At 28.1% G+C, this 22509-nt stretch carries 31 protein-coding genes; 12 read left to right on the forward strand and 19 right to left on the reverse strand.

Annotation, left to right across the window (positions count from 1 at the left end):
- The 11 genes from CKV87_RS08290 to CKV87_RS08340 form a co-directional block, all read right to left on the reverse strand.
- Positions 1 to 1185: a phage tail sheath protein gene (locus CKV87_RS08290; RefSeq protein WP_012147634.1), complete on the reverse strand. Its 1185-nt coding sequence runs from the start codon at positions 1183 to 1185 to the stop codon at positions 1 to 3.
- Between the two features lie 27 nt (positions 1186 to 1212).
- Positions 1213 to 1458 carry a hypothetical protein gene (locus CKV87_RS08295; protein WP_012147635.1) on the reverse strand — a complete coding sequence of 82 codons (246 nt, stop codon included), beginning with the start codon at positions 1456 to 1458 and terminating at the stop codon, positions 1213 to 1215.
- On the reverse strand, positions 1448 to 2053 hold the full coding sequence (locus tag CKV87_RS08300; protein WP_012147636.1) for a tail fiber assembly protein: 606 nt from the start codon (positions 2051 to 2053) through the stop codon (positions 1448 to 1450). The genes CKV87_RS08295 and CKV87_RS08300 overlap by 11 nt, the downstream gene beginning before the upstream one ends.
- Before the next feature lie 12 nt (positions 2054 to 2065).
- Positions 2066 to 3175 (reverse strand): phage tail protein, encoded by a 1110-nt coding sequence (locus CKV87_RS08305; protein ID WP_012147637.1) that lies wholly within the window; start codon positions 3173 to 3175, stop codon positions 2066 to 2068.
- Positions 3172 to 3810: a phage tail protein I gene (locus CKV87_RS08310; protein ID WP_012147638.1), complete on the reverse strand. Its 639-nt coding sequence runs from the start codon at positions 3808 to 3810 to the stop codon at positions 3172 to 3174. The genes CKV87_RS08305 and CKV87_RS08310 overlap by 4 nt, the downstream gene beginning before the upstream one ends.
- On the reverse strand, positions 3782 to 4957 hold the full coding sequence (locus tag CKV87_RS08315; RefSeq protein WP_012147639.1) for a baseplate J/gp47 family protein: 1176 nt from the start codon (positions 4955 to 4957) through the stop codon (positions 3782 to 3784). Before CKV87_RS08315 ends, CKV87_RS08310 begins: the two co-directional genes overlap by 29 nt.
- Positions 4954 to 5271 (reverse strand): baseplate assembly protein, encoded by a 318-nt coding sequence (locus CKV87_RS08320; protein ID WP_012147640.1) that lies wholly within the window; start codon positions 5269 to 5271, stop codon positions 4954 to 4956. The genes CKV87_RS08315 and CKV87_RS08320 overlap by 4 nt, the downstream gene beginning before the upstream one ends.
- Positions 5271 to 6002: a phage baseplate assembly protein V gene (locus CKV87_RS08325; protein ID WP_012147641.1), complete on the reverse strand. Its 732-nt coding sequence runs from the start codon at positions 6000 to 6002 to the stop codon at positions 5271 to 5273. Before CKV87_RS08325 ends, CKV87_RS08320 begins: the two co-directional genes overlap by 1 nt.
- Positions 5999 to 6316, reverse strand: coding sequence for a phage holin family protein (locus tag CKV87_RS08330; RefSeq protein WP_012147642.1), 318 nt, complete (start codon positions 6314 to 6316; stop codon positions 5999 to 6001). Before CKV87_RS08330 ends, CKV87_RS08325 begins: the two co-directional genes overlap by 4 nt.
- A 97-nt stretch (positions 6317 to 6413) precedes the next feature.
- The gene (locus CKV87_RS08335) at positions 6414 to 6641 is read right to left on the reverse strand and encodes a hypothetical protein (RefSeq protein ID WP_012147643.1); all 228 of its coding nucleotides are present in this window, start codon (positions 6639 to 6641) and stop codon (positions 6414 to 6416) included.
- Positions 6634 to 6960, reverse strand: a complete 327-nt coding sequence (locus CKV87_RS08340; protein WP_012147644.1) for a hypothetical protein — start codon at positions 6958 to 6960, stop codon at positions 6634 to 6636. The genes CKV87_RS08335 and CKV87_RS08340 overlap by 8 nt, the downstream gene beginning before the upstream one ends.
- Positions 6961 to 7135: 175 nt before the next feature.
- Here CKV87_RS08340 and CKV87_RS08345 point away from each other — a divergent pair, with 175 nt between their 5' ends.
- From CKV87_RS08345 to CKV87_RS08390, 10 genes are all read left to right on the forward strand, one after another.
- Positions 7136 to 7576 (forward strand): phage protein Gp37, encoded by a 441-nt coding sequence (locus tag CKV87_RS08345; protein WP_012147645.1) that lies wholly within the window; start codon positions 7136 to 7138, stop codon positions 7574 to 7576.
- On the forward strand, positions 7569 to 8369 hold the full coding sequence (locus tag CKV87_RS08350) for a phage protease (RefSeq protein WP_012147646.1): 801 nt from the start codon (positions 7569 to 7571) through the stop codon (positions 8367 to 8369). The genes CKV87_RS08345 and CKV87_RS08350 overlap by 8 nt, the downstream gene beginning before the upstream one ends.
- Before the next feature lie 12 nt (positions 8370 to 8381).
- Positions 8382 to 8819, forward strand: coding sequence for a hypothetical protein (locus CKV87_RS08355; RefSeq protein WP_012147647.1), 438 nt, complete (start codon positions 8382 to 8384; stop codon positions 8817 to 8819).
- Between the two features lie 9 nt (positions 8820 to 8828).
- Positions 8829 to 9812 (forward strand): major capsid protein, encoded by a 984-nt coding sequence (locus CKV87_RS08360; RefSeq protein WP_012147648.1) that lies wholly within the window; start codon positions 8829 to 8831, stop codon positions 9810 to 9812.
- 122 nt (positions 9813 to 9934) lie between these two features.
- Positions 9935 to 10336, forward strand: coding sequence for a phage protein Gp36 family protein (locus CKV87_RS08365; protein ID WP_012147649.1), 402 nt, complete (start codon positions 9935 to 9937; stop codon positions 10334 to 10336).
- Positions 10336 to 10842, forward strand: a complete 507-nt coding sequence (locus tag CKV87_RS08370; protein ID WP_012147650.1) for a DUF1804 family protein — start codon at positions 10336 to 10338, stop codon at positions 10840 to 10842. The genes CKV87_RS08365 and CKV87_RS08370 overlap by 1 nt, the downstream gene beginning before the upstream one ends.
- The gene (locus CKV87_RS08375; protein WP_012147651.1) at positions 10829 to 12550 is read left to right on the forward strand and encodes a hypothetical protein; all 1722 of its coding nucleotides are present in this window, start codon (positions 10829 to 10831) and stop codon (positions 12548 to 12550) included. The genes CKV87_RS08370 and CKV87_RS08375 overlap by 14 nt, the downstream gene beginning before the upstream one ends.
- The gene (locus CKV87_RS08380) at positions 12551 to 13942 is read left to right on the forward strand and encodes a phage portal protein family protein (RefSeq protein WP_012147652.1); all 1392 of its coding nucleotides are present in this window, start codon (positions 12551 to 12553) and stop codon (positions 13940 to 13942) included.
- Positions 13935 to 15110 (forward strand): phage minor head protein, encoded by a 1176-nt coding sequence (locus CKV87_RS08385; RefSeq protein WP_012147653.1) that lies wholly within the window; start codon positions 13935 to 13937, stop codon positions 15108 to 15110. The genes CKV87_RS08380 and CKV87_RS08385 overlap by 8 nt, the downstream gene beginning before the upstream one ends.
- Before the next feature lie 99 nt (positions 15111 to 15209).
- Positions 15210 to 15695, forward strand: coding sequence for a phage virion morphogenesis protein (locus CKV87_RS08390; RefSeq protein ID WP_012147654.1), 486 nt, complete (start codon positions 15210 to 15212; stop codon positions 15693 to 15695).
- Here the strand turns inward: CKV87_RS08390 and CKV87_RS08395 are convergent.
- The gene (locus CKV87_RS08395) at positions 15687 to 15962 is read right to left on the reverse strand and encodes a hypothetical protein (protein ID WP_012147655.1); all 276 of its coding nucleotides are present in this window, start codon (positions 15960 to 15962) and stop codon (positions 15687 to 15689) included. The two genes, CKV87_RS08390 and CKV87_RS08395, sit on opposite strands and share 9 nt — an antisense overlap.
- Before the next feature lie 149 nt (positions 15963 to 16111).
- On the opposite strand from CKV87_RS08395, the gene CKV87_RS08400 reads away from it, so the two are divergent.
- Entirely contained in the window at positions 16112 to 17398 is a 1287-nt protein-coding gene (locus CKV87_RS08400) for a putative phage abortive infection protein (protein ID WP_012147656.1), read from the forward strand.
- 144 nt (positions 17399 to 17542) lie between these two features.
- Positions 17543 to 18715 carry a putative phage abortive infection protein gene (locus CKV87_RS08405; RefSeq protein WP_012147657.1) on the forward strand — a complete coding sequence of 391 codons (1173 nt, stop codon included), beginning with the start codon at positions 17543 to 17545 and terminating at the stop codon, positions 18713 to 18715.
- A gap of 468 nt (positions 18716 to 19183) precedes the next feature.
- On the opposite strand, the gene CKV87_RS08410 is transcribed toward CKV87_RS08405, so the two are convergent.
- The 7 genes from CKV87_RS08410 to CKV87_RS08440 form a co-directional block, all read right to left on the reverse strand.
- Entirely contained in the window at positions 19184 to 20089 is a 906-nt protein-coding gene (locus CKV87_RS08410) for an AAA family ATPase (RefSeq protein WP_012147658.1), read from the reverse strand.
- The gene (locus CKV87_RS08415) at positions 20082 to 20387 is read right to left on the reverse strand and encodes a hypothetical protein (RefSeq protein ID WP_012147659.1); all 306 of its coding nucleotides are present in this window, start codon (positions 20385 to 20387) and stop codon (positions 20082 to 20084) included. The genes CKV87_RS08410 and CKV87_RS08415 overlap by 8 nt, the downstream gene beginning before the upstream one ends.
- Entirely contained in the window at positions 20368 to 20580 is a 213-nt protein-coding gene (locus CKV87_RS08420) for a hypothetical protein (RefSeq protein WP_012147660.1), read from the reverse strand. The genes CKV87_RS08415 and CKV87_RS08420 overlap by 20 nt, the downstream gene beginning before the upstream one ends.
- Positions 20581 to 20755: 175 nt before the next feature.
- Positions 20756 to 20950, reverse strand: a complete 195-nt coding sequence (locus tag CKV87_RS08425) for a hypothetical protein (protein WP_041644977.1) — start codon at positions 20948 to 20950, stop codon at positions 20756 to 20758.
- Positions 20950 to 21540 carry a putative peptidoglycan-binding domain-containing protein gene (locus CKV87_RS08430; RefSeq protein ID WP_012147661.1) on the reverse strand — a complete coding sequence of 197 codons (591 nt, stop codon included), beginning with the start codon at positions 21538 to 21540 and terminating at the stop codon, positions 20950 to 20952. The genes CKV87_RS08425 and CKV87_RS08430 overlap by 1 nt, the downstream gene beginning before the upstream one ends.
- Positions 21527 to 22183 carry a DUF3164 family protein gene (locus tag CKV87_RS08435; RefSeq protein WP_012147662.1) on the reverse strand — a complete coding sequence of 219 codons (657 nt, stop codon included), beginning with the start codon at positions 22181 to 22183 and terminating at the stop codon, positions 21527 to 21529. Before CKV87_RS08435 ends, CKV87_RS08430 begins: the two co-directional genes overlap by 14 nt.
- 62 nt (positions 22184 to 22245) lie before the next feature.
- Complete coding sequence (locus CKV87_RS08440) at positions 22246 to 22497, reverse strand: hypothetical protein (RefSeq protein ID WP_012147663.1); 252 nt, start codon at positions 22495 to 22497, stop codon at positions 22246 to 22248.
- Positions 22498 to 22509: the final 12 nt, after the last annotated feature.

Genomic DNA, 22509 nt, shown 5'->3' on the forward strand with positions numbered 1-22509 from the left:
TTATGCCTCCTCAAATAGTTTATAAATTTTCTCTGCACTTTGAGATACTTTGTTATATGTAACTTCAATCAATCTAGGACTTGGCATATCATCACAATCAACTTCTAAATAAAATCTTCCTTCATCTATTGCTGTTTGTGTTGTAAGCTTCATATTTAGATAAACTTTGAAGCCATCTACCATTACACCTTGTCCTACTAAATCAGCCATAAAGTTTTCTAAGGCTCTTTTTGCAGCTAACAATTCATCTGTATCTTTATCTGTTACATCAAACAAATTAGTGATTGTCGCTTTTGCTGCTAAATCATAGATTCTTACTCTTCTTGCATCTTTCCAAATAGTATCAACACAAGTTGCATACTCCCAAGAACGAATACCATCTTTATGGATAAAGCTCATAATTTGCTTTTCTGTCAAAGCATCTGTTTCATCTTTTTTACCTTCCATAAATTCAACTGGGTATTTAACACTTGAAAAAGGCAAAATTCTATTTGAGATAGATTTTGCATAACCAACTGTGCTTTGTCCATCTATATAAACTCTTAAAAATGCTAAAACAGCACTTGCACAATAAAAATCTGTTTGATTTGAAGTTGTGTTCCATTTCCCTAAACCACACTTAGCTAAAGTAATCCTATCTGAAGTAAAGTTTGCTCTAAAAGCTAAAGCTTCTGAGTTTAGTTCTGCATCACAATCAAAAAAAGTTCTAGCACTAAGATACTCACAAACAACATTTATAGAGTTACAAACATCTAAATCACCTACATGATAATCAGGAACTACAATAATATCTGGCTTATATGTAACTGGTTCACCTTTTTTACTTGCTTTGTTTATAGTGCTTGAAGCTTTTCGCAAAGCATTAACTGCATCTATAATAGAACTTTTCATCAAATCTTTATCTTCATTATTATCTTCATCAAGTTTAATATTAACAACAGATACTATAATAGGCACTATTACAGGAAATTCATTTACTCCAAGCTCTAAATATTTTTTTAAATTTCCAGTTTCAACATCTTTGAAAAACTCACTTTCTAGTGCATCTTCAGGACTATCAAAACAATATATTCCCTCTTCACATTCAGCTGTTAGTACCATTGCCAAAGGCAAGGTTGAACTAACTTTGATTATGTAGGGATTATTAGCTTTATATTTTGCTACTATTCCACGACTTGTACTCATATTTATCTCCTTTTTTAAATTTATTTTTTACTCACCTATGCTTTTAGCACAGTGATTATCTTCGATTTTTTTAAGTAAGCAACAAAGCTTTTTATCAAACCAAGTTGCACGACCAGACTCTATTCGTCTATGAATATGAGAGCTTATAGTTTCATCTTGGCTACCATTCCAAAATAGTACATTTCCTAACTGGTCTAGTACAAGTAAGAATCTCATAAATCTACTTCTTTTTTTTACATCATTTTCAAATTTTTCTATTAATTTATCCTGCATTTGTTACTATCTCTCCTACTTTTTGTATTGATAAAGCTAAAGCTTCTTTTAGTTCATTTAAAGATATCTCTTTAACTGTATTATCGGCTAATTTCCAATTGTTAGAAATCTGTCCTAAAAGTTCTGCTGATTGGATTGCACTAACCATATTCAATCTTGCTGTTTCATTTCCATCAAAAATATTTCCTTGAGAAGTTGTAACTACTAAAGTATTTAACTGCTCCACTTTTTTGGCTTTTTTTTGCAGAGTTAAATATTCATTTTTAAGAATTTCATCTTCTATCCAACTTTTAGAGGCTTCATCCCATTTATCAAATTGCTTAGGCTCTAAAAGAGTATGTTCATCTTTTATTTTTCCTAAATAATCAACTTTTAACTCTTCTTTTGTAGTTTTAGAATAAGCAGTTTTTTCTCTATTATCTTCTACATATTCCCACTTTGAAGATGTTTCATTAAAGCATTGCGTAAAACCAGCTTTTGTAGATTTTGGTTTTATAGAAGTTGTAAAAGGTAAATTTGAACCATAGTTTTCATTTATCTCTAGTTCTTCTCTAAACTCTTTTGTTTCAATATCATATTTATAAATTTTATTCATATTTTAAACTCCTTATTTAGCTACAATTAATGGTTTCTGAGCTGTATTTTCAACTCTATTTCTTGGTGCTGTTGGTACAACATTAGAAGAGTTAAAATGTGCTTTAGAATATGTATATGCATTCCCATTTCCAGTATAATTAACCCCTAGTGACTCAGGTAAAAATGCTCCACTTGTTCCAGAAGTTGCCGCACCTAATAAACCAGAAACAACACCTTTAATATTTCTAATAGCATCACCTTCAAAACTTCCTACAGCACGACTACTAAACTTAATTGTTGAACCATCCAAATTTGGAACTCTAAAATTTAAACTATCTACTTCACAGTAATAATCACATATCCCACTATTTGCTATAGCTTCAGCATCCCATTGAGCAAGAGTTTTTAATCTATTTGGATGAGTTGAAGCATAAGTCCAAAGTTTTGGATAATCAGCTTTTTTAAAAGTCCCACCAAAAGCTACTATGAAATTTGGATTATCATCTTCATATCCTCCAAAAACTGTACCAATAGGTAAAAACTGAATATTCGAAATAGCATTACTTACATTTTGTGCTATCACATTTAGTTGCTTTTTATTTACAGCTTCATCATCTTCTACTGCGTCTTTTACTTTAAAGATTTGTGTTTTATCTCCATTTTTTAAAGCATACTTTTTTAGTTCATTTTGTACATATTTTCGTGTAGCAAATACGATACTATCATCTATTTTTAAAGTTACATTTTCTACTCCAACACTTGCTAGAAAAATTGTAAAAGCAAACTCTTTTCCTGCACCTTGATCTAAAGATGGTTTATAACTAGCAGGAAGATTTGCAACTGCATATAAAGTTCCATCTTCTAAATATAAAGCTGCTTCATTTACTAAAAATCCTCCAACATCACTAGGAATAACTGCTTCAATTTCTAAGATATTTTTATCTGTTTCATTTTGAATAATAGAGTTAATATTTACTCTTATTTCTTCTTTTACTAAAGCTGTTGCACTTTCTGTAGGAGTTATATTTCCACTTCCAAAAGCTACTTTTGATATTACTATTGGTAGTCCTAAAGCTTTTGCTTTTATATTAGCTTGATGTCCACTACTTGTTAGTAAACTATAATATTGTGTATCTGTCATACTGTCGCTCCATCTAAAAATATGATTACTTTTTCTCTTTGTTTTATTACACTTGCAAATCTATTCATCAAAGATACACTTAAACTTCTTGGTTGATATGGATAGACTTTTATATTTTCACCTTGGATAGTTGCACTTGCGTATCTGTGTTGTAGGTTTGTTTTTAATCTTATTCTTATAAGTTCCAAGATGCTTTTTGTATTTTTATAGATTTCAACAAACTCTTCAATAATTTTTAAATCTTTATCCTCAACAGGTCTATTTAAAAAATCAACATCAATTTTAAAGTGATAAGGTAGCCCAACATATTCAAACCACTCATAAAACTTAACATCAATATTTAACTTTTTTAAAACCTCTTTTAAAGCAAATAAAGTTCCTTTTTTTCTATGTAATAAAATACTATAATGGATAATTGCTCTTTTCTCATCTAAAGTAAGTTCATTACTCCAAAAAGCAACTTGATGGCTATGTGCTAGATATGGCAAATACTTTTCGTCAGCTAATTTTGGATGAGCTAAAGTAGATATCACTTGTAACTCTTCTTTTAGTTTTGCAACTCTTTGTTCATAAGCTAAATCAATAACTTTTAATTTTTCATCTTCATTAATAGGCAATAGTGATGTCGAACTCATTACATACTCCTATTTCATGTGATAATACTTCTATATTTTGTGTTGGATTTGAGATAACTACCTCTTTAACTCCACCAACTCTTAAAAAATCATTTATTTCAGATAGTGTTATTTTCTCTCCAATCTTTCTTAATTTTTTTAAGTTCTCTTGTAGATTTTCTAAAGCTTGAGTTTGAATAAGTCCATATTCTTGATTTTTCTCGCAGTTTAAAACTGCTTCTACTTTAAACAATTTTGGAGTTGCTTCTACAACTTTTACATAATCTGTAAGTGGTCTTACACTCTCACTATTCAAACTCGCTTCTATTCTTTGTTTCATAAGTTCATCTGCATTTTGCGAATAATAATAGACATTTACAGTACAAAATTCAGCTATTAAAGTTTTAATAGCTTCTAAAATCCCTACTTCATTTTTTCCTAAAAACAAAGGTATATAAGTAGAAAAATCTTTTAAGCCATTCACCACTTTTATATCTTCTATTCTCTCATCAGATTTATAGGCATAAGATTTATAAGTATCTTTTGAACCTGCTGTTGATTTATCACTCATACTTAAAAGTATTCTAAATCTAAAGTCATCATCACTTTCTACATTTGAACCAGCTTTAAATTCAGAGTTTGCTTTTGCACTTAAAATGTAAGGAAGAGTTGTAATAATATTATTTGTTTGAACATCGCTACTTTGTGTATAAACTTGAAGTTCTACTTTTCCAATAGCTTCAGTTTGTCCTTTTTTTATAATAATATCTTCAATCAATCTAGCCTCAAATTTACTTTCATCATCTGCTAAAGCCAAACCTTTATTTATAGTAATATCTGTAGTTTTTGCTTCACTTAAAGTAAAAGTATAATTTGCCCAAGGCTTACTTCCTTCTAATCTTGTACAATCAAAAGCCACTCCCCAATGGTCTAAATCTGCTTTTGTTGCAGTTGCTAAAAAAAATGCTAAAGCTAATTGATTAAACTCTTGTCGTAGAAGTAACTCTCTGTATGCATTTGCTTCAATATTTGGCATAAAATCATCTGATTCAATATGTTCCCAATCAGGATATTTCTCTTTTAAAGTATCAATATTTTCTTGCTTAATTTTTAAATAATTAAGAACTTGTAGAACAGTAGGTGTTGGTAAAGAATTTATATCTATCATTTTGTCCTCACATACCTATATATTAAAGTCGTTCCATCTTGAAAAGAAACTTCACAACTTAAGCTAGAATTTACTTCATCAAAATTTGTTACATCTATTCCTTCAGGAATTGATCTATCATCCCAAGGCTCCCAATTTTCATCAAAAAAACACTCATAAATATATTTTTGAAATAGTAAAACCCACTTTTGGTTCATCTCTTTATCTATAAGCTCATGAATTTTTGAACCAAAAAAAGGAAGATGAACTCTAGAACCTAGAGGTGTTTCAATCATCCTTTTAAAGCTTTTTTCTTTTGATATTTTTTTAGCCATTAGTCTCTACCATATCCATGATTTGAGTGATTTGTTAAATCACCTTTACTATCAGTAATTTTTCCACCAATAGAAGCATCTCCACCTGTAGACAATTTTTGAGTAATATCTAACGTCCCATCTATACTAAAAGTTCCTGCTCCTCCACTTAATCCTTTTGTTGTAATACCACCTTGTATTAATGTATTTCCAATAAGATTGATTGATGTGCTTTTAATAGTTGTAGTAGTAGATTCTATATCTACTGTTGGTGCAACTATTTTTGCACTTTGTCCTACATTTACAACTATTGTTTGCCCTACTTCAACATTTACACTTTCACCCACTTTTACATTTATAATGTTTGGATTTAAAACCTCTAAAGTAGAACTTTTTGTATCATAAGAGATAATTGCTCCATCTTCAAATTCAATAATTGTTTTATTTTCATTTGCTCCAGATGGTTCTTTACAACCTTTATTAAATATAGATCTAAAAATAAATCCTTTGTTTGTATCTCCAAAAGGACTTATTACTAAAACTTGCTCTCCTACTCTTATAGGAACAAATACTCTAAAAAAAGAGTTTGCTAAACTCAAAACTGGTAAGAAATCTGTTACTCTTTTATCTTCACCTACATCATGAACAACTACTCTTGCAAGTGCTTTGCCTTCTTGATTTTTTGTAGCACTTATAGTTCCAATTTGAATGATATTTTCTAATCTTCTTTTTAACTCAGATAGACTAATCATTCTTCATCCTTTTTATAGTTCTGAATAAATTCTAAAAGTCTTTTTTGAGAAGCAAGTAATACAGCTGCTCCAATCCAAGCCGTAAAAGCACTAAATGCTAAACTAAATCTTGCACTTTGAGTCCAATAAAAACAAGCTTCACCTGCTATATATCCAACTAAAATACCACTAATTCCACCAAAAAAAAGCAAAAAGAATTTACCTTTTATATTATCTTTTGATTTGTGTTCTTCTCTATGTAACATTCCTAAAACACCAGCAAAAAAACTAATCACAGCCATATAAATCCAAAAAATAAAATCATTTATATTCATATTGCTACCTTTAAAATTTCAAATAGTGCTATTGTCAAAACAACAAATATTCCTATACACAAAACTTCTTTTTGAAAATTTTTATTTTTTACTAGATTCATTTTGCACCTACACACTCTTTTAATAAGCTTTCAACTTTTAAAAAATAGATCATCTTTTGTTTATCAGCTTCAAAGCTTCCATCACTCTTAGGTTTAGTGGGTATTACTGCATTACATTTAACAGGAACATAGACATCTTTATAGATATACTCTGTTTGAGTTTTTGTAGCACAACCACTAAAAGCTAAAACAAAAAAGCAAGATATTAAAACTAATTTAGTCATTAAACAACTCCTTATAAGCTTTTAGCTCAGATTCACAAGTTTTGTCTTTTAGATAAATGTTGTTTATTTTTTCTATTGTTTCAGGCTCTTTATAAGTAACTTCAACTCTCATTTTTTCTATTTGGCTATTTTGTTTTTGCATCTTGTCTTCACAAGTTTTTAAGTTTGTTTTTTCTTTAATCAAATCTTCTTGTAAAGAAGTCTTTTCATCTTTTAAAGATGTGATTTGACTATTTTTAGAAAAATAAATAAAAACTACAATCAAACCTAAAACAATAAATAAGATAGCTTTTAAGTCAAACTCTTTTATAAAGTTCATATACTTTTATCCTTGCTATAAAAAATTAACCGAACTTTACACACTTTAAATACTTACTATAAAGCAAGAATTTTTTTAAAGCTACTTTTGACAAGCATTTTTCTAAAAAATAAGAGTTTATTTTATGAAGCTTATTACCTAAGATTCCATTTTAAAATATGACAAAGGTAGAAATTTGCAAGAGTATGAAGAAGAATTAAAAAAAACACTTAAAAGTGTTACAGATAATGTAGACACATATTTTGGAGAGTTTAGTTCATTAAATGATATAAAAATAGATCCAAAAAAAATGCCTGCTATATATGTAGATTTTTTAGGTGAAAACCCTATAAACAGTTATCAACAAAAACTCTCTTTTTCTTTATATCTTGTAGCTGCTAGTTTTAGTAAGAATGAAAAAACAAGAGATGAGAAAAGATATGATATTTACTCTTTAATAAAAGAAGTAAATAAAACTTTACATCTAAAACCTATCTTAGAATCTGAACCAATCAAATTAAAATCTTCAAAAAAAATACTAGATGCAAAAGCACAAAATGCCTACCTTGTGATATTTAAAAAGGACATAGAGTTCAATATAGAAACAAATTTATTAGAAGGAGAAGATTTTGAGTAAATACATAGTTTGTAATCTTCCTATTAATCAAAATAATGAAATCAGGATAGCTGTTATTGGAGAGTGGCAAGGACATCACAATGGAGCTTTTTCTTTATCAAAAGATGATTTAGAGCAAATAAAAACAAATTTTGATAACGCAAAAGTTGATGTGGTAATAGACCTAGACCACAAAACAATCTATGAAGGAACAGGAGAAGCTTATGGATGGATAAAAGAACTATTTTTTAAAGAAGATGAATTATGGGCAAAAGTTGAGTGGCTAGAAAGTGGTTTAGAACTTATAAAAACTAAAAAATATAAATACATAAGTCCAGTATTTTTACCAAATACAATAGAGCAAGTAACTGCACAAAATATTGGTTGGACTTTACATAGTGCTGCTTTAACAAATCGACCTTTTATGGAAGAGCTTGGAGAAATCAAAGCAAATAACAAACAAAATCAAAAAAAGGAGAAGTCGATGATGACACCAGAAGAACAAAAAAAAATGGATGATTTGGAAGCTAAAGTTAAAGAGTTAGAAAACAAATTAAAAGAACAAAATGAAGATTTAGAAAAAGAGAAAGAAAAAGGTGTTGAATCTGAAGTTGATAATGCAATAGCTTTAAACAAAGTAAGTGCTACACAAAGAGAAACACTTATTGCTTTAGGAAAAGCAAATCCAGAAGAGCTTAAAAAACTTTTATCAAGTATGACTGCTATTACAGTTCCAAACAACAATATGTATGCAAATAGTAATAACAACCAAAACAATCAAAACAAGCTATCTGATGCTGAATTAAATGCATAAGGAGAAAATACGATGGAAATTACAAAAAGACCTCCTCTAATAGATGAAGTGATAATCAAAAAAGTTCAAGTTATATCTGGAAAGATTGATATTGAAAAAGAAGGTTTTACTTTAGGAACAGTTGTAACAACAAAAGATGGTGGTACCACTTGGAATATTCAAGATAAACCCATTTTTACTGCAGGTGTTTATAAAGAAGATGATGAAGTATTTCATAATGGTAGTTCTTGGATTTCACTAACAAATGATAACCAAACTGAACCAAAAGAAGATGAACCAAATTGGAAAGAATTAGAAAAATTTGATGCAAATGGAATTCTTTTAGAAAATATAACTGAAAGTGGAAATATTGCAGTTTTAGTTACTGGTGAAGTTAGAGAAAAACATTTAGAACATTATGATAGTTCTATGAAAAAAGCTTTATTCAAAAACAAAATAATTTTAAAATAAAGGGAAACAATGTTTAAAACAGTAGATGAATTATTAAAAAACAAATGGACTTCTAGAGCCGTTAGTGAGAAATTAACTCACTTAAAACCTATTCAAACTATTTTATTTGATAGATATGTAAAAGATAGAAAAGGTCAAATTGGTGCAACTTTTACAGTTAAAATTAAAACTGGTGCTGGAGTTATCTTAGAATCTATTACTCCAGAAGCTGAACACTTAGTTCATGATAGAGGTGATATTGTTGAATTTGAAACAAAAACAGCAAGATATGCTTTAGCAAATCCTATCACACCTGAAAAGTTAAATCAAATTGAGTCTTTTCAAGGAGAAGATAAAACTTTATCTTTAGCAGAAGAGATTGGTGATATTCAAAGAGAACATAAAGAGTCTTTTGATACTTCAATAGAGTATCAAACTGCTGGTGCATTATTTAATAAAGTAATGGATGGAAAAGGAAAGGTTCTATTTGAACTAAACTATAATGGTGTGGTAATCGAATTTAAAGCAAACAAACCTTTAAGAGAATCTATAACTGAGGCAATAAGACATATTAAAAATATTCTGGGTCTTCAAAAAGTTAAAATCTCATCTTTAGCTGGTCCTACTTTTATGGATAAACTGAATCAAAAATGTTTAGAAGAAGAATTATTTAAACAAAACCAAGCAAAGTGGATAGATAAAGATGGGGTATCTTCTTTAGAAGTTTATGGACTTATTTTTGAAGAATATGTTGCTACTTACAAAAATAGTGATGGAGAAGATAAACAATTCATCCCTAATGATTCTTGTGTATTCTTACCTGAAGATGGAAATATTTTTAAATTAAGATATTCAAGAGCAAATGATACAAAAGCTGCAAATATGAAACCAGCTTTATATTTTGGTGCAGTCGAAGAATTAGCAAAAGGTAGAGGATGGGAAGTAAGAAGTGAATGTAGACCTTTAGTTTATAACTCAAGACCTGCTGCAACTCCAAAAGGTAAATTTATCTAAAAAAGTTTAAAAGCTCATATTTTAGAAATATGGGCTTTTTTATTAAAAACGATAAATGTATCGAATAAAAAAAGATTTTGATTTTTAAACGGGTTTTAAACGCCTTAGAAAGGATTTTTAAAATGATTACAAACGAAGATTTATTAAAAGAGATAAGTGAAGATGAATTACTTCAACTTTCAGATTTAAATGCAACTGGAGAAATAAATCAAGAAGTTATAAATGATGCATTAAATGATTCAATCTCTTTTTGTGAATCTTTTATTATTTTACCAGCTAACCCTACTCCACTTTTAAAAAAGATTATTGTTGATTTTACAATCTATGAATTAAGAAGAAAAAATGGTTTAGTTAGTGAAACTGACAAAGAGTTAAAAAAAGAGAATGAAACATATTTATATAAAATGAGTACAGGAAGACTTCTTACAAATATAGAAGAAAAAGAAAAGGCAAAAGAGACTCCTAAAAACTTTGCTTTTATACATCACAATAAAAAAAGAGTTTGTTTTCAAGGGTTTAGATAATGACAAAATTGAGTAATGCAGATAGAAATAGAATATTAGCAAGAAGTTTATTTGTTGATGCAAATAAAAGCTATATAGAAATTGCTGAAACTTTAGAAATAAGTGATAAAACTGTACAAAATTATCAAAGTAAAGATAAAGCTGAAGGTTTCGATTGGCTTACATTAAGAGCTTCAAAACATATCAAAGAGACTCAAGAAACAAAAGAGAATATGTATTCTATGTTTATAACTTACATGTACCAAACTCTAAAAGAAATTAGAGAAAATGAAAAAATGAATGTTGAAAATAAGGCTCAAATGATAGTTAGTCTTGGAGATAGTTTCTCTAAAATGGGAAAAATTGCAAGACAAGAAGACCCTGAAGCTTATAAATTAGGAATTATCAAAGTAACTATTGAAAAAATATTAACTTCTTTAAAAAGAGAGATTAGTGTTGAATGTATGGAAAAAGTTATAGAAACTGTTTATGAAATTCAAGAGGAATTAGCAAATGTCTCTATTTGAAAAATCTGAATTATTACGTTTTTTAGATGATACCTATTTAACAGCTCGTGATAATGGTATTTCAAAATTAGGAGCTTTAAAGCTTACAAGAAAAGAGTATAAAACTTGGGTCAGTGATTTTGCAAGTGAACTAAAAGAGCAAATCAAAGTTACAACTTTACTTGATCCTACAAAAACAAAAGAGAGAATTGAAAAACAAAAAAGTGATTTTCACTATTTTAGAAGGACTTACTTTCCACACTACTACAGTTTAGAAGGTAAATCAAAACTTCAAGATGAACTTGAAACTATTTATTACAAAATCATAGATGATTTAAAACCTATGGGATTAAAATTTGCAATAGCAGCTCCAAGAGGGTTTGGAAAAAGTACAGATGTGTCTATTGCTTTTCCTATTTGGTGTATTGTAAATAATTACAAACATTTTATAACACTTTTTTCAGATGCTATTGAACTAGCTGAGACTTTAGTTGAAGCAATAAAAGCTGAGTTAGAAGAAAATGAAAGACTTAAACAAGATTTTTCTAATGCTTGTGGAATTGGTAAAGTTTGGAAAATTGGAGAGATAGTTACCAATAACAATATCAAAGTAAAAGCTTATGGTAGTGGGAAAAGAGTAAGGGGAGTTAAACACGGCACTTTCAGACCAGACCTTGCCATCATAGATGATTTAGAAAATGATACAAATGTAAGAAGTAGAACTCAAAGAGATAAACTAGAAGATTGGCTTGATGAAGCAATTGATAACTTAGGAAGTGTTGATGGTTCTATGGATATTTTATATATAGGAACTATTTTACATAGAGATAGTGTTTTAGCTAGAAAACTAAAACTAGCTTTTTGGCATCCTGTAAAGTTTCGTGCTTTAGTTCAATATCCAAAAAATATAGAACTTTGGGATGAGTACTCTAAAATCTTTAAATATGAGGGTGTACAAGAAGCTCATAACTTCTATTTAGAGAATAAAGAGCTAATGGATGAAGGAGCTGTTTTACTTTGGGATGCTGTAAGTTTAGAGTATCTTATGCAAAAAAGAGCAGCTAATAACAAAGCCTTTCAAAAAGAGCAACAAAATAATCCAAATAGTGAAAACCAAAAGTTTGACTCTAGTAAATTTCCAAAAATAAGCCATACTCAAATGCCAAAGCTTGATTATATTTATTATGTGGTTGATGCAAAAGGTGATAGTAATCAAGGGGACTTTTGTGGAAGAGTTGCTGGAGGTATAAGTTTTACTACTCAAAAGCTTTATATATTTTATTCAAAACAAAGTCGTATCAAAGGTAAAGCAGTAGTTGATGAAGTAATCAAAGATTTAAAAAAAATGAGAATTGATATGCTAGGCGGTGATAAAAACGGCGGTTTTTATATGCTTAGAGATTGGATAAAAGATGCTTGTTTTAGAGAAGGTGTGAGAGTACCTATTATGAAGTTTACTCATCATACTCAAAACAAAGAAGACAGAATGGGAGAGTTAGAGTTCCCACTTGATGATGAAGATATCATATTTGTAGGAGATCATCCTGAACTGTTTGCACAAATGGATGATTTCCCAGAAGCTGAAAATGATGACTTACACGATCCACTTCAACAAATCTATGCAATGAGCAGATTAAGAAGAATAAAAAAAGATTCTCAAGGTGGTGGAAAAAGAACAAATACTAGAAATAGTAATAGACACAAAAGACCAAACAGGAGAGAAAGATAGATGTTTAAAAGCATAAAAAAACTATTTGTAAATAATAAACAACAAACAGTAAAAGTAAGAGATCTTACAAGATACAAAGATATATTAAAACCTCTTTTTGATTTGCCTGTACATAACTCTTGGTTAGATGATGAAACCATAGATAAGATTATGAGAGATAGTACAGTAATTGCAGCAATTGGAAATAGAAAAGCAAGTACTTTAAAAAAAGAGATACTAATAGAGTGCGAAAATAGTAACTTCAAAGAGATTTTAGAAGATGCCTTTAGCTTTAATGTAATAGATTCTATTTTAGATATACCTTACTATGGTTTTGGAGTATATGAGATAAATTGGGAATTTGAAAATGGCTTTTTTATTCCAACTCTAGTTGAGAGAAACTACAAAAATTTTATTTTAGATAATGGAAAAATAAAATTTAATAATTTAGGATTTAGTGAAGATATAGAATTTCATAAAGTTATTGCTGCAACATACAAAGCAAAACCAAATAAGCCTTATGGTCAACCTTTAATTCAAACTTTGTTTTGGTTAGTTGAGTTTAAAAATGCTTCTTTGCAATTTTGGATGGAACTACTTGAAAGATTTGGAACTCCTTGGGTAATTGGTAAAACTGAAGGTGATAAAAATGCTTTGGCTGAAGAGATATACAATATGCTTGGTGGTGATGGAGCAGTAATAGACACAGAAGATGAGATAAAAATAGAAACTGCAAAAGATGGTGGAAACTTCAAAGAGTTAGTTGAATATATAGACAACCAAATAAGAGAGGTAATCTTAGGAGGAAACTTAACTGCAAATGTACAAAGTGGCTCTTTGGCTGCTGCTAATGTTCATAATGAAGTAAGGGAAGATTTAGCTCAAGCTGATGAAAACATAGTAAATCAAATAATAAGAGAGCTTATTTGGATTTTTCAAGAATTTAATAAAACAACAACTGTTATAAAAGGTAAACTAAAAGATAAAGACGACCCAAACAAAGAGTTAGCAGATAGAGATAAAATAATATACGATATGGGATATAAGCCTACAAAAGAGTATATAGAAGCAACTTATAATATCAAAGTTACTGAAATAGAACAAAAGAATAATAGCTTAATAGCCAATAGTAACATTTCAAGAACAAATCCAATTATTTTAAATAATCTTCCTCAAGATGAGTTAGAAAGAAACTTAAATAATATAGATTTCTCACATTTAGCACTTACATTTCAAAAGCAAATTTTAGAAATTATAAATAAAAGTGAAAGCCATGAAGAGACGCTAGAACAACTTTTTAAAGCTTACCCTACTTTTGATACAAAAGAGTTAGAAGATAGTTTATATAAATATCTAGCAAATGCTTCGCTTTTAGGAGTTGCTTCAATAGAGGATGAAAATCCAAATGGTTAAACTAGATTTTCAAAAGACTCCACAAAATATAGTAGATAGTCTAAAAGATAAACAACTCACGCTTACTTATAATCACGATGAACTTTTAAAAGAAGCTCACAATAAAGCTTTTACAGTTGCAAAAGTTACTAGAATGGATTTACTAAATGATATTCATAGTTCACTAGTAGATGCCATCAAAAGTGGGAAAAACTTTGAAGCTTGGAAAAAAGAGATTATGCCAACTTTAGAAAAAAAAGGTTGGTGGGGAACAAAGGAAATAACAGACCCTAAAACAGGTGAAACAAAAAAGATAACAATAGGTTCAAGAAGATTAAAAACTATATACGATACTAACATGAGAGTAGCTTATCAAAAGCATAGATATGAACAGATGATGAAACTACCACTATCAACTTATTGGATGTATAGAAGTGTATTATTAGAAAATACAAGAGCCTCTCATAGAAAACTTCATGGTTCAGTATTTCATAGGGACCATGAGTTTTGGATAGAGAATTATCCTCCTAACGATTGGAATTGTAAGTGTTCAGTTACAGCTCATAGCCAAAGTGATTTAAAAAAAAGAGGATTATCTCCTATTGAAGGTAAAGTAGAAAGTATAGCTTCAAAAGATTGGGCTTATAATGTAGGCAAAAATACGAACCTTACAGGATTAAAAAAGATAAATTTAGATGATTCTTTAAATAATCTACCAAATATTTTAAGTGCAAAAAATAAAGCTTTAGAAAATATAAGTGAAGCTGAACTAAAAAATAGGTTTTATAAAACTCTAGGAGCAAAAGAAAACTCTTATTTTATAGACAAAACAAATGACCCAATATTTGTAAATGATGATTTCTTTAAGAACAAAGAGATTGTTAAACTATTTAAAAAAAGCAGAAACCTTTTTATAGCTGAACTTGCCAATACTCTAAAAGACCCTGATGAGATATATCTTGAGTTTGAAAAATTAAGAGATACAAACGATAAATATATAGATGAAGATAGTAGAGTTGTAAAAAAGTTTATGAAGTATTATAAAACTGAAGCTGGAGCAAAAAAAGCTTTGATGGTATTGGTCGAATATTTAAAAGATAAAACTGTAGGTTTAAGTGCTTATTACATAGATAGTTCTGGAACTGTTGAAAATAAAAGAGTTGAGAAGTTAATTTATCAAAAGGATTAAAGTAAGTTTAGGGTTAAGTTTTCGCAGGGCAGAGCTTACATTGCCATATTATCTTAACTCATCCTTTTAATACCGAATTGTACCACAGGAGTATAAAAAATGCAAGTAATACTAAAAATAGAAAACATAGAAGCTGTTAAAAGAAAACTTGAAGAAATTGAAAATAATATAACAGATACAGCTCCACTTATGAGTGAAATATCAAACTATCTTTATAATATTTCTATTGATAGCTTTGAAAATGAAGAATCTCCAAATGGACATAAGTGGACTCCACTATCTGAATTAACAAAAAAATATAAATCTACTTCAAAAATACTATATAAAGATGGTGATATGCAAAGAGGATTAATAAATGAATCTGATAGTGATAGTGCAATGGTTGGAATAACTACTGTAAATGAAGATGACTACTTCTATCCAATGGTTCATCAATTTGGGGCTAGTAATGCTGGAAGAAATAAAAAAACTAAAATACCCCAAAGAAGTTTTATGCCTATAACAATTAATGGCGAGTTGTATAGTGATGTAAAGGATAGAATAGAAGAAATAACAGTTGAGTTTATAGAAAGTGGTTTAAAATAAAGATGGTTCACGAAGAGGTTTTGTGATAAGAAGTATTTGAGCTTCACTGAGTCCATACTGTTTTGCAAGTTTTTTAGATAGTCTTTTTTCACCTAATCTTCTTTTATACTCTTCACAAATCTCATCATTTCTAAATGTTGTTTTATAAGATGGGATATATAAGCTTGAACCACCATGCTCTTTGATAACATCAGTTATTTCAACATCAGGATTTTTAATAAAGTTAAATAATTCTTCAAATAAATCATAATTTGTAACTGCTGCCATATCCTCTCCTAAATTTTTATACTAATAAGTTGTAATAAGGCTCATTATAACCAAATATATTACATTTTGCAATAGCATTACAAACTGTAATATATATAATTTTTATTGTTATTGAAGTAGAATGTGTGATTTTAATTTAGGGGGATAGTTTGGGGGAGAAAAAGGAAAATTTAGATAATACAAATCAAAGCAAAAGTATTTATATTATTTTAAAAAAATTTGGAATAAATATTTATAAAAAAACCACAAGCTCTGACGAATGGCTTTCAATACCTATTATGCTTATTGTAATGCTATTTGCTTTTGGAATATTAATGTTATATATGAATCAGTTCAGCTATATATTTTTTGCAAATGATGAAAATTCTTGGTCAACTATAGTCAAAGAAAACCATCAAATTGATAAAATTGAAAAACTTGGTCAAGTAGGTGACTTTATAGGTGGTGCATTAAACCCTTTATTTGCTTTATTTAGTTTTATTCTTCTTTTAATGACAGTAAAGATACAAAATAAGGCTTTAAAAAATTCTCAAGAAGAATTAAAACTTACAAGAGAAGAATTACATAGGTCAGCTAATGCTCAAGAAAAACAAATAGAGTCTATAAAAATTCAAAACTTTGAAACTACTTTTTTCAATATGTTAAGTTTACATAATGAAATTCTTAAAAATATTGTGATAAAAGACAATCCATCTTTTAAATATCGTAGAGTTAATGCAAAAAATGAATTCAATAGTATTAAATTCGAGGAGAAACCTTCTAACAATGACATATCAGGAAAAATTGCAATAAAAGAAATTGTAAAAGGAATAGAAAGAATTTCAAGTACTAATATTTACCCTCCTAGAATATTTTTTAATTTATATAATTTAATTCATGATACTATTCAACCTTATATTGGTCATTATTTTGTAAATATATTCCAAATACTTAAATTTATTTCAACAGATGAGACTATATCAGATAAAAAAAAATATTCTAATTTATTTAGAGCACAATTTTCTTCAAATGAATTAAAACTACTTTTTTATCACTGTGCAGGAAAAATTGGTTCTGAAGAATTTAAAAACTATATTGAAGAATTTAATTTCTTTGAACATTTAATAATAGAAAAAGAAGAACATATTTTTAAATTTATCATATCTAATTATCTTTATTCTGATTATGCTTTTGGAGATGAAAAAAATAAGTTTAATAATTTTGCACAAAATATATTATATGAAAATAAAGAATGCTTCGAAGGTATTAAGAATGGACAATATTGTGATAAATATATACTTATAAGAAAATATTATGAAAGTAATGATTATATTTTAGCAAAAGAAAATATACAAAATATTTCAACAGTTATACATGATGGAAATATTGAAGTAATCATTAAGGAAATAGAAGATGAAATTAATAAATCTAATCCATCCTCTCAAGAGCCACAATAATCTTTTGTGCTTCATTGACTGTGAAATCATCTAGTCTTAAAGCTTTGTATTTTGCTATTTTATAAGCAAATTGAAGCAAAGCTTTATCGCGCTTTTATCACTATTAATATAAAGCGTATAATTTTATTTTAGGGAATAAATACTATGAAAAAAAATAAAAGTTTTAAAGAAAAAATTAATAATTCTTTTAAAGAATGGTGGGGAATTATATTCATTGCTTTTATTGCAATGCTAATTATTTTTATTTTTGGTTATTTCTATTTTTCAAAACATAGCTTAAGCTGGTTATCTGGAGAAGTTGAAGAGCTAGGACAAATGGGTGATTTTTTTGGTGGAACTCTTAACCCTATTTTAGCTTTTTTGAGTTTTTGCTTACTATTAATCACTATTAAGCTACAAAGTAAAGAATTAAAAAATTCAACAGAGGAATTAGCTAAATCATCTAAAGCATTAATAGAACAATCAAAATCTTTAAAAATTCAAAACTTTGAAACCACTTTTTTTAATCTAATCAACTTACATAATAAAATAGTTGATAATTTTAGTTTTGAAAGATATAATTTTTTTTCATTATATAAAGGAAAACTAGAATTCAACTCAAATAAAAGTGCTCTTTTTTATAAAGAAGAAGCTTTCAATGAAATTTGTAAAGATATTGATTTTATATCAAAAGAACAAAAATTATATTTTATGAAATTTAATGAATTTTATGATTTATATTATATTGAAAAACAACGTGTTCTAAATAAATATTTTGAGAATATCAATCAAATTTTTAAGTTTATATCAGATTCTAATTTTAATGATGAAGAAAAGAAAAAGTATTCAGATATATTTAGAGTACAATTCTCACAAGATGAATTAAAACTTTTATTTTACCATTGTATAAGTTCTATAGGTTCAGTAATGTTGAAAAAATATATTGAAAATTTTAAATTTTTTGAATTTTTAATTTTTGAAAAAGAAAATAAAAACTTTTTATTTATTATAAATAAAAATATTTATAATGACAAAGCTTTTAAAGATAATGAAAATGTTGAAATAAAAAAAACAATAAATAAATATTTAGAAACAACTAAATTAAATATTAATTCAGATAATTATTTTAAAGATTTTATAAAATATTGCACATATTTATTCTTTCTTGAAAAATATGATTTAATATTAAAAAAATTTGATGAATTAAAAATAAAATCAAATGAAATATTAGAAAACTTTAATATTTCAGAAGAAACAAAGAAGAAGACAAAAGAAAACATTTCTTCTATAGATTATTATACAAATCAAATAAAAGAATACTTTAATGAGAAACAATAATCTTTTAAGCTTCTCTTAGTTTAAAATCGTCTATTCTAGAGGCTTTATATTTTGCTATTTTACAAGTAAATTTCATTAAAGCCTCTTCCCTTTTATCTCTAGCTTTTTCTTTCCAAACAACTCTTATCTTTTCAATTTGTTTATCAGTTATAATATCTTTTATTCTTATATTCTATTTAACATAGGAATATCACTTACATTTCTATTACAAAAATCTAGAAGTAGTTTTATTAACTTTGTAGTGCTATCAACTCCAAACCTTGAAAGCATAAACTCTTTTCTTTGCTCATCATCTATAAAAACATTATGTTTAACTATTTGTATTTTTTGAATAAGGCTTTTTTATAAGTATATTGTGATTGTGTCATTATTATATCCTTTCTTTATTTTTTCTTTACAACTGATACCACCGTTACAACTGCCATTTATAGGGCTTATATTTAGGCGGTTGTAGCGGTTGTAGCAGTTTCAAGCAATTAAAGTGATGTTGTAAGGTTTCCCTTTTTTTTCTTGCTTACATTCCCAAAATTTCGCATTAAACTTATTGATTGTATCGTTTGCAGTTTTGTCATCTTTTTCAAAACCAAGAGTTTCTAATAACTCTTTTTTATTTAATCCATCAGGATTTTTCTTTAATACTTCAATTGCTTTATTTACAAAACTTTCTTCATATTCACTCATATTTGAGAAAACTGGATCTATATCTTTTAAATCTAAAGTAGTAGTATCAACTGCAAAACCACAATCAGATATAGCATCTCTATCATTTTCTACTCTTAAACTCCATTGTAGTTCATTCCCTATTCTAGCTTTTTGTTTAAATTCATATACATTATCAGCACTTTTTGCAAATTCACTACTTCCATCTATAACTTTTCCATTTTTCGTCGCATGATGTATTAATAGTACAGTTCCTCCTGAATCTCTTATATCTTTCATATTTTGCATAAAAGCTTTTGCTTGAGTATCATTGTGAATGTTATCAACAAAATCTCTTGTACTATCAATAATAAAAATACAATCCTTATAGTTTTGCCCAAAAGCATTTTTTTTAATTTCACATAAAAAACCATCAGCAGTTACATTCAAACCACCTTTACTAAAATATTTAATATTAGAATAGTTTGAAATAAGCCAATCAACACCTCTCTCTTTTAGTTGTCTTTTAGGATTATCGAAATCTATATAATAAATTTTTTTAACTTTTTTTGCTAAAAGTTTACTAACAGCTAACATAAACCATGTCTTACCCTGAGAAGGTGCTCCATAAATCATAGTTATAGCTTCACTTACTAAAAAATTATCTATATAATAAATAGTTTTTTGATTATCCAAATCATTTACTGTAAGAGCCATTTCTTCAAAACTAAACATTTTTAACCTTTTCTAATTTTTCTTTTAACCATTTTTCAAGTACTACTTTATCTTTAGGTTCTACTTTCTCAAGCAGTAAATCAAAATCGTGTTTTTTATCAACTCTTCCATATTTAAACTCCCAAAATAAGACTTTTAAAAGCCATTTTAAAAGTTCATCTTCTTTTACATTTTTTGTAATAGAGTTAAAATAGTTTATAAACTCATCAACTTTATCATAGGTACAAATATGTATTTGCATCCTTTTATAAGCTTCATCTAGCTTTTCATTGCCTGTATTAACTGTTAGTATGTTCATTTTTCTTTTTCTCCTTGTAATACCATTTTCTAAACTTATCACTCTCTTTTTGTAAATCTTTTACTATGCTCTCAAGATGTCGAACTCTATCATCTGCTTTTTTTCTTCTTTCTTGCTCTTTTCCCCAGCTTTCCAAAAGTTCCTCTTTTGTAACTGTTTTTAAAAAATCTTCATCTTTCATAATCTCACCCATATTTCACTCCTACTAATAATCTCAATAGAACACTCAAAGAGTGCTCTATGAAACTACTTTTATTCCCCTAATCTTGACGAGTAATCTTTTACAACTGTAAAACCATTATCTTTCAGTTCTTGTAGGGCTTCTTGCTCTTTTTCTTCATAACTTTTATTCTCGTCAAATTGAGGTATCATTCTCTACCATCCGACTCATAACCAAAAGCTTTAAAATCAATAGGAATATTGCTTTCTCGAACTTTGGTACTTGAAGCATCTTTTAACTTCCTATAAGTATTAGGAAATACGAAAGTATTATTTATCTCTTTATTTATTCGTATTTCCTCTCTTTCTTGTGTATCTTCCCAACAATATTTGCCATAACTCATCAAGCAATCCTCACATCTTGTGATATTTCATTTACAACATATAAAGCTCTACTTATCCATCCTTTTAAGTTATGAGCTAAGTGAGGTTTATTCTTAACTATTTGCTCATAGTAAGCAATTTCTACATCATCAAACTTCTTGTCAAATACTTTTTCATCATAATTATTTAAAGCCTTTAGTGTTTGAGTTCCTATTATTCCATCTGCTGTAACACCTATTAGCTTTTGAGCTTCTTTGATAGCTATTTTCCAGTTTACATTTACTCCAAAAATAAATATCTCATTTGCTATATGCTGACTACTTATTTCATCTAGTCGCATTTTGTCCCAAAACTCTTTTTTATAAAAGATATTGACTTGCTTTAAAAGTTCACTATCTTTCATTAAAATTGATCCAGCTTTTTTAGTATCAGATTCACTTTTAAGAACTTGATTTATCGTATTCCAAATACTCAAAGTTGGATGAGCTGATTGATAAATTCCAAAAAAGGTAAGCCCTAACTCACCTTTATTTTTGTGTAAAACCCTTGTATTATCATTGTTATGTTCTAACCATGATAATATCTTCATAGATTCATCAATCTTTGCCATTTTCTAGCTCTTTTATTGGCATTTCAAGACCTGCTAAATCTAATACTATATGCTCTAAACTTCCATCAACTTCACCATTTTTTCTATGTTTAAATCTAATATATGATTTAGTTCCTGCAATCTCTGTTGCATCATCTATCATACTCATAGCTTCTTTCCATAGTTCATGTTCAATTGGATATGATTTTAAACTTAAGATTTGTTTTGCATCAACTTTTCCATTTTTCACATCAAATACTCTTGTAATTAATGTTTGAATTTCAGCATCAGCTCCATTTGTTTTTAAAGTCAAATACTCATCAATCTTTTCTTTTGCAAGACTAAGTTTTTGGTCAAAAGAGATAAGTTTAGAAACTTGTATCTCAACTATTTTTGTACCATCAAAGTTTTTTAATGTAACAGTTCCACTTTTTGAAGTGATTCTCTCCATGTTATACTTTTGTCGAAGTAAATCCACAAAACCATAACACTCTTCAAAAGCTTTTGCTTTAAACTCTATCATTTGCTTTTGTAAGACTAAAGCACCTTTTACAATACTTTCAACCGTTTCATCTTCAAGCTGCTTATCAGGTGTTATCATATCAGGGTGAATAAAATCACCTTCTTTATTTCGCCACATTCCTTTTTCATTTATTGTTGGCATAAATCTCCTTTTTTATTTAATTTTCGAGCACTCAATAAAGCTATCTTTTTTTAAAGATAGCTCTATGAATGTTCTTCTTTATCATCACCACCAAGAGGATTTTCTCTTGTACTATTTTCATTTGCATTTAGAGCAGTAAATGGTATATTTACTCCTTTTTCAATTATACAAAGCCCTAAATGTAAAGCTAAACTTCTAGCTACATACATAGCTTCATCTTGACTAAGTTGTACTCCAACTCCACCTTTTCCAACCAAAAATCTATATTTATCATTTTCAATTGAAAATTTTTTAACAATAGGTACCACATTCATATTCCATCCTTA

It is taken from the genome of Aliarcobacter butzleri, from assembly GCF_900187115.1.
Lineage (GTDB): Bacteria > Campylobacterota > Campylobacteria > Campylobacterales > Arcobacteraceae > Aliarcobacter > Aliarcobacter butzleri.

Coding starts and splice junctions, on each gene's coding strand:
- CKV87_RS08295 (WP_012147635.1), bottom strand. CDS start 1,458: ATGCAGGATAAATTAATAGAAAAATTTGAAAATGATGTAAAAAAAAGA.
- CKV87_RS08375 (WP_012147651.1), top strand. CDS start 10,829: ATGTCTCTATTTGAAAAATCTGAATTATTACGTTTTTTAGATGATACC.
- CKV87_RS08360 (WP_012147648.1), top strand. CDS start 8,829: ATGTTTAAAACAGTAGATGAATTATTAAAAAACAAATGGACTTCTAGA.
- CKV87_RS08395 (WP_012147655.1), bottom strand. CDS start 15,962: ATGGCAGCAGTTACAAATTATGATTTATTTGAAGAATTATTTAACTTT.
- CKV87_RS08300 (WP_012147636.1), bottom strand. CDS start 2,053: ATGAATAAAATTTATAAATATGATATTGAAACAAAAGAGTTTAGAGAA.
- CKV87_RS08315 (WP_012147639.1), bottom strand. CDS start 4,957: ATGATAGATATAAATTCTTTACCAACACCTACTGTTCTACAAGTTCTT.
- CKV87_RS08305 (WP_012147637.1), bottom strand. CDS start 3,175: ATGACAGATACACAATATTATAGTTTACTAACAAGTAGTGGACATCAA.
- CKV87_RS08380 (WP_012147652.1), top strand. CDS start 12,551: ATGTTTAAAAGCATAAAAAAACTATTTGTAAATAATAAACAACAAACA.
- CKV87_RS08310 (WP_012147638.1), bottom strand. CDS start 3,810: ATGAGTTCGACATCACTATTGCCTATTAATGAAGATGAAAAATTAAAA.
- CKV87_RS08325 (WP_012147641.1), bottom strand. CDS start 6,002: ATGATTAGTCTATCTGAGTTAAAAAGAAGATTAGAAAATATCATTCAA.
- CKV87_RS08385 (WP_012147653.1), top strand. CDS start 13,935: ATGGTTAAACTAGATTTTCAAAAGACTCCACAAAATATAGTAGATAGT.
- CKV87_RS08320 (WP_012147640.1), bottom strand. CDS start 5,271: ATGGCTAAAAAAATATCAAAAGAAAAAAGCTTTAAAAGGATGATTGAA.
- CKV87_RS08370 (WP_012147650.1), top strand. CDS start 10,336: ATGACAAAATTGAGTAATGCAGATAGAAATAGAATATTAGCAAGAAGT.
- CKV87_RS08365 (WP_012147649.1), top strand. CDS start 9,935: ATGATTACAAACGAAGATTTATTAAAAGAGATAAGTGAAGATGAATTA.
- CKV87_RS08415 (WP_012147659.1), bottom strand. CDS start 20,387: ATGAACATACTAACAGTTAATACAGGCAATGAAAAGCTAGATGAAGCT.
- CKV87_RS08290 (WP_012147634.1), bottom strand. CDS start 1,185: ATGAGTACAAGTCGTGGAATAGTAGCAAAATATAAAGCTAATAATCCC.
- CKV87_RS08390 (WP_012147654.1), top strand. CDS start 15,210: ATGCAAGTAATACTAAAAATAGAAAACATAGAAGCTGTTAAAAGAAAA.
- CKV87_RS08420 (WP_012147660.1), bottom strand. CDS start 20,580: ATGGGTGAGATTATGAAAGATGAAGATTTTTTAAAAACAGTTACAAAA.
- CKV87_RS08440 (WP_012147663.1), bottom strand. CDS start 22,497: ATGAATGTGGTACCTATTGTTAAAAAATTTTCAATTGAAAATGATAAA.
- CKV87_RS08430 (WP_012147661.1), bottom strand. CDS start 21,540: ATGGCAAAGATTGATGAATCTATGAAGATATTATCATGGTTAGAACAT.
- CKV87_RS08405 (WP_012147657.1), top strand. CDS start 17,543: ATGAAAAAAAATAAAAGTTTTAAAGAAAAAATTAATAATTCTTTTAAA.
- CKV87_RS08330 (WP_012147642.1), bottom strand. CDS start 6,316: ATGAATATAAATGATTTTATTTTTTGGATTTATATGGCTGTGATTAGT.
- CKV87_RS08435 (WP_012147662.1), bottom strand. CDS start 22,183: ATGCCAACAATAAATGAAAAAGGAATGTGGCGAAATAAAGAAGGTGAT.
- CKV87_RS08355 (WP_012147647.1), top strand. CDS start 8,382: ATGGAAATTACAAAAAGACCTCCTCTAATAGATGAAGTGATAATCAAA.
- CKV87_RS08335 (WP_012147643.1), bottom strand. CDS start 6,641: ATGACTAAATTAGTTTTAATATCTTGCTTTTTTGTTTTAGCTTTTAGT.
- CKV87_RS08340 (WP_012147644.1), bottom strand. CDS start 6,960: ATGAACTTTATAAAAGAGTTTGACTTAAAAGCTATCTTATTTATTGTT.
- CKV87_RS08425 (WP_041644977.1), bottom strand. CDS start 20,950: ATGAGTTATGGCAAATATTGTTGGGAAGATACACAAGAAAGAGAGGAA.
- CKV87_RS08410 (WP_012147658.1), bottom strand. CDS start 20,089: ATGTTTAGTTTTGAAGAAATGGCTCTTACAGTAAATGATTTGGATAAT.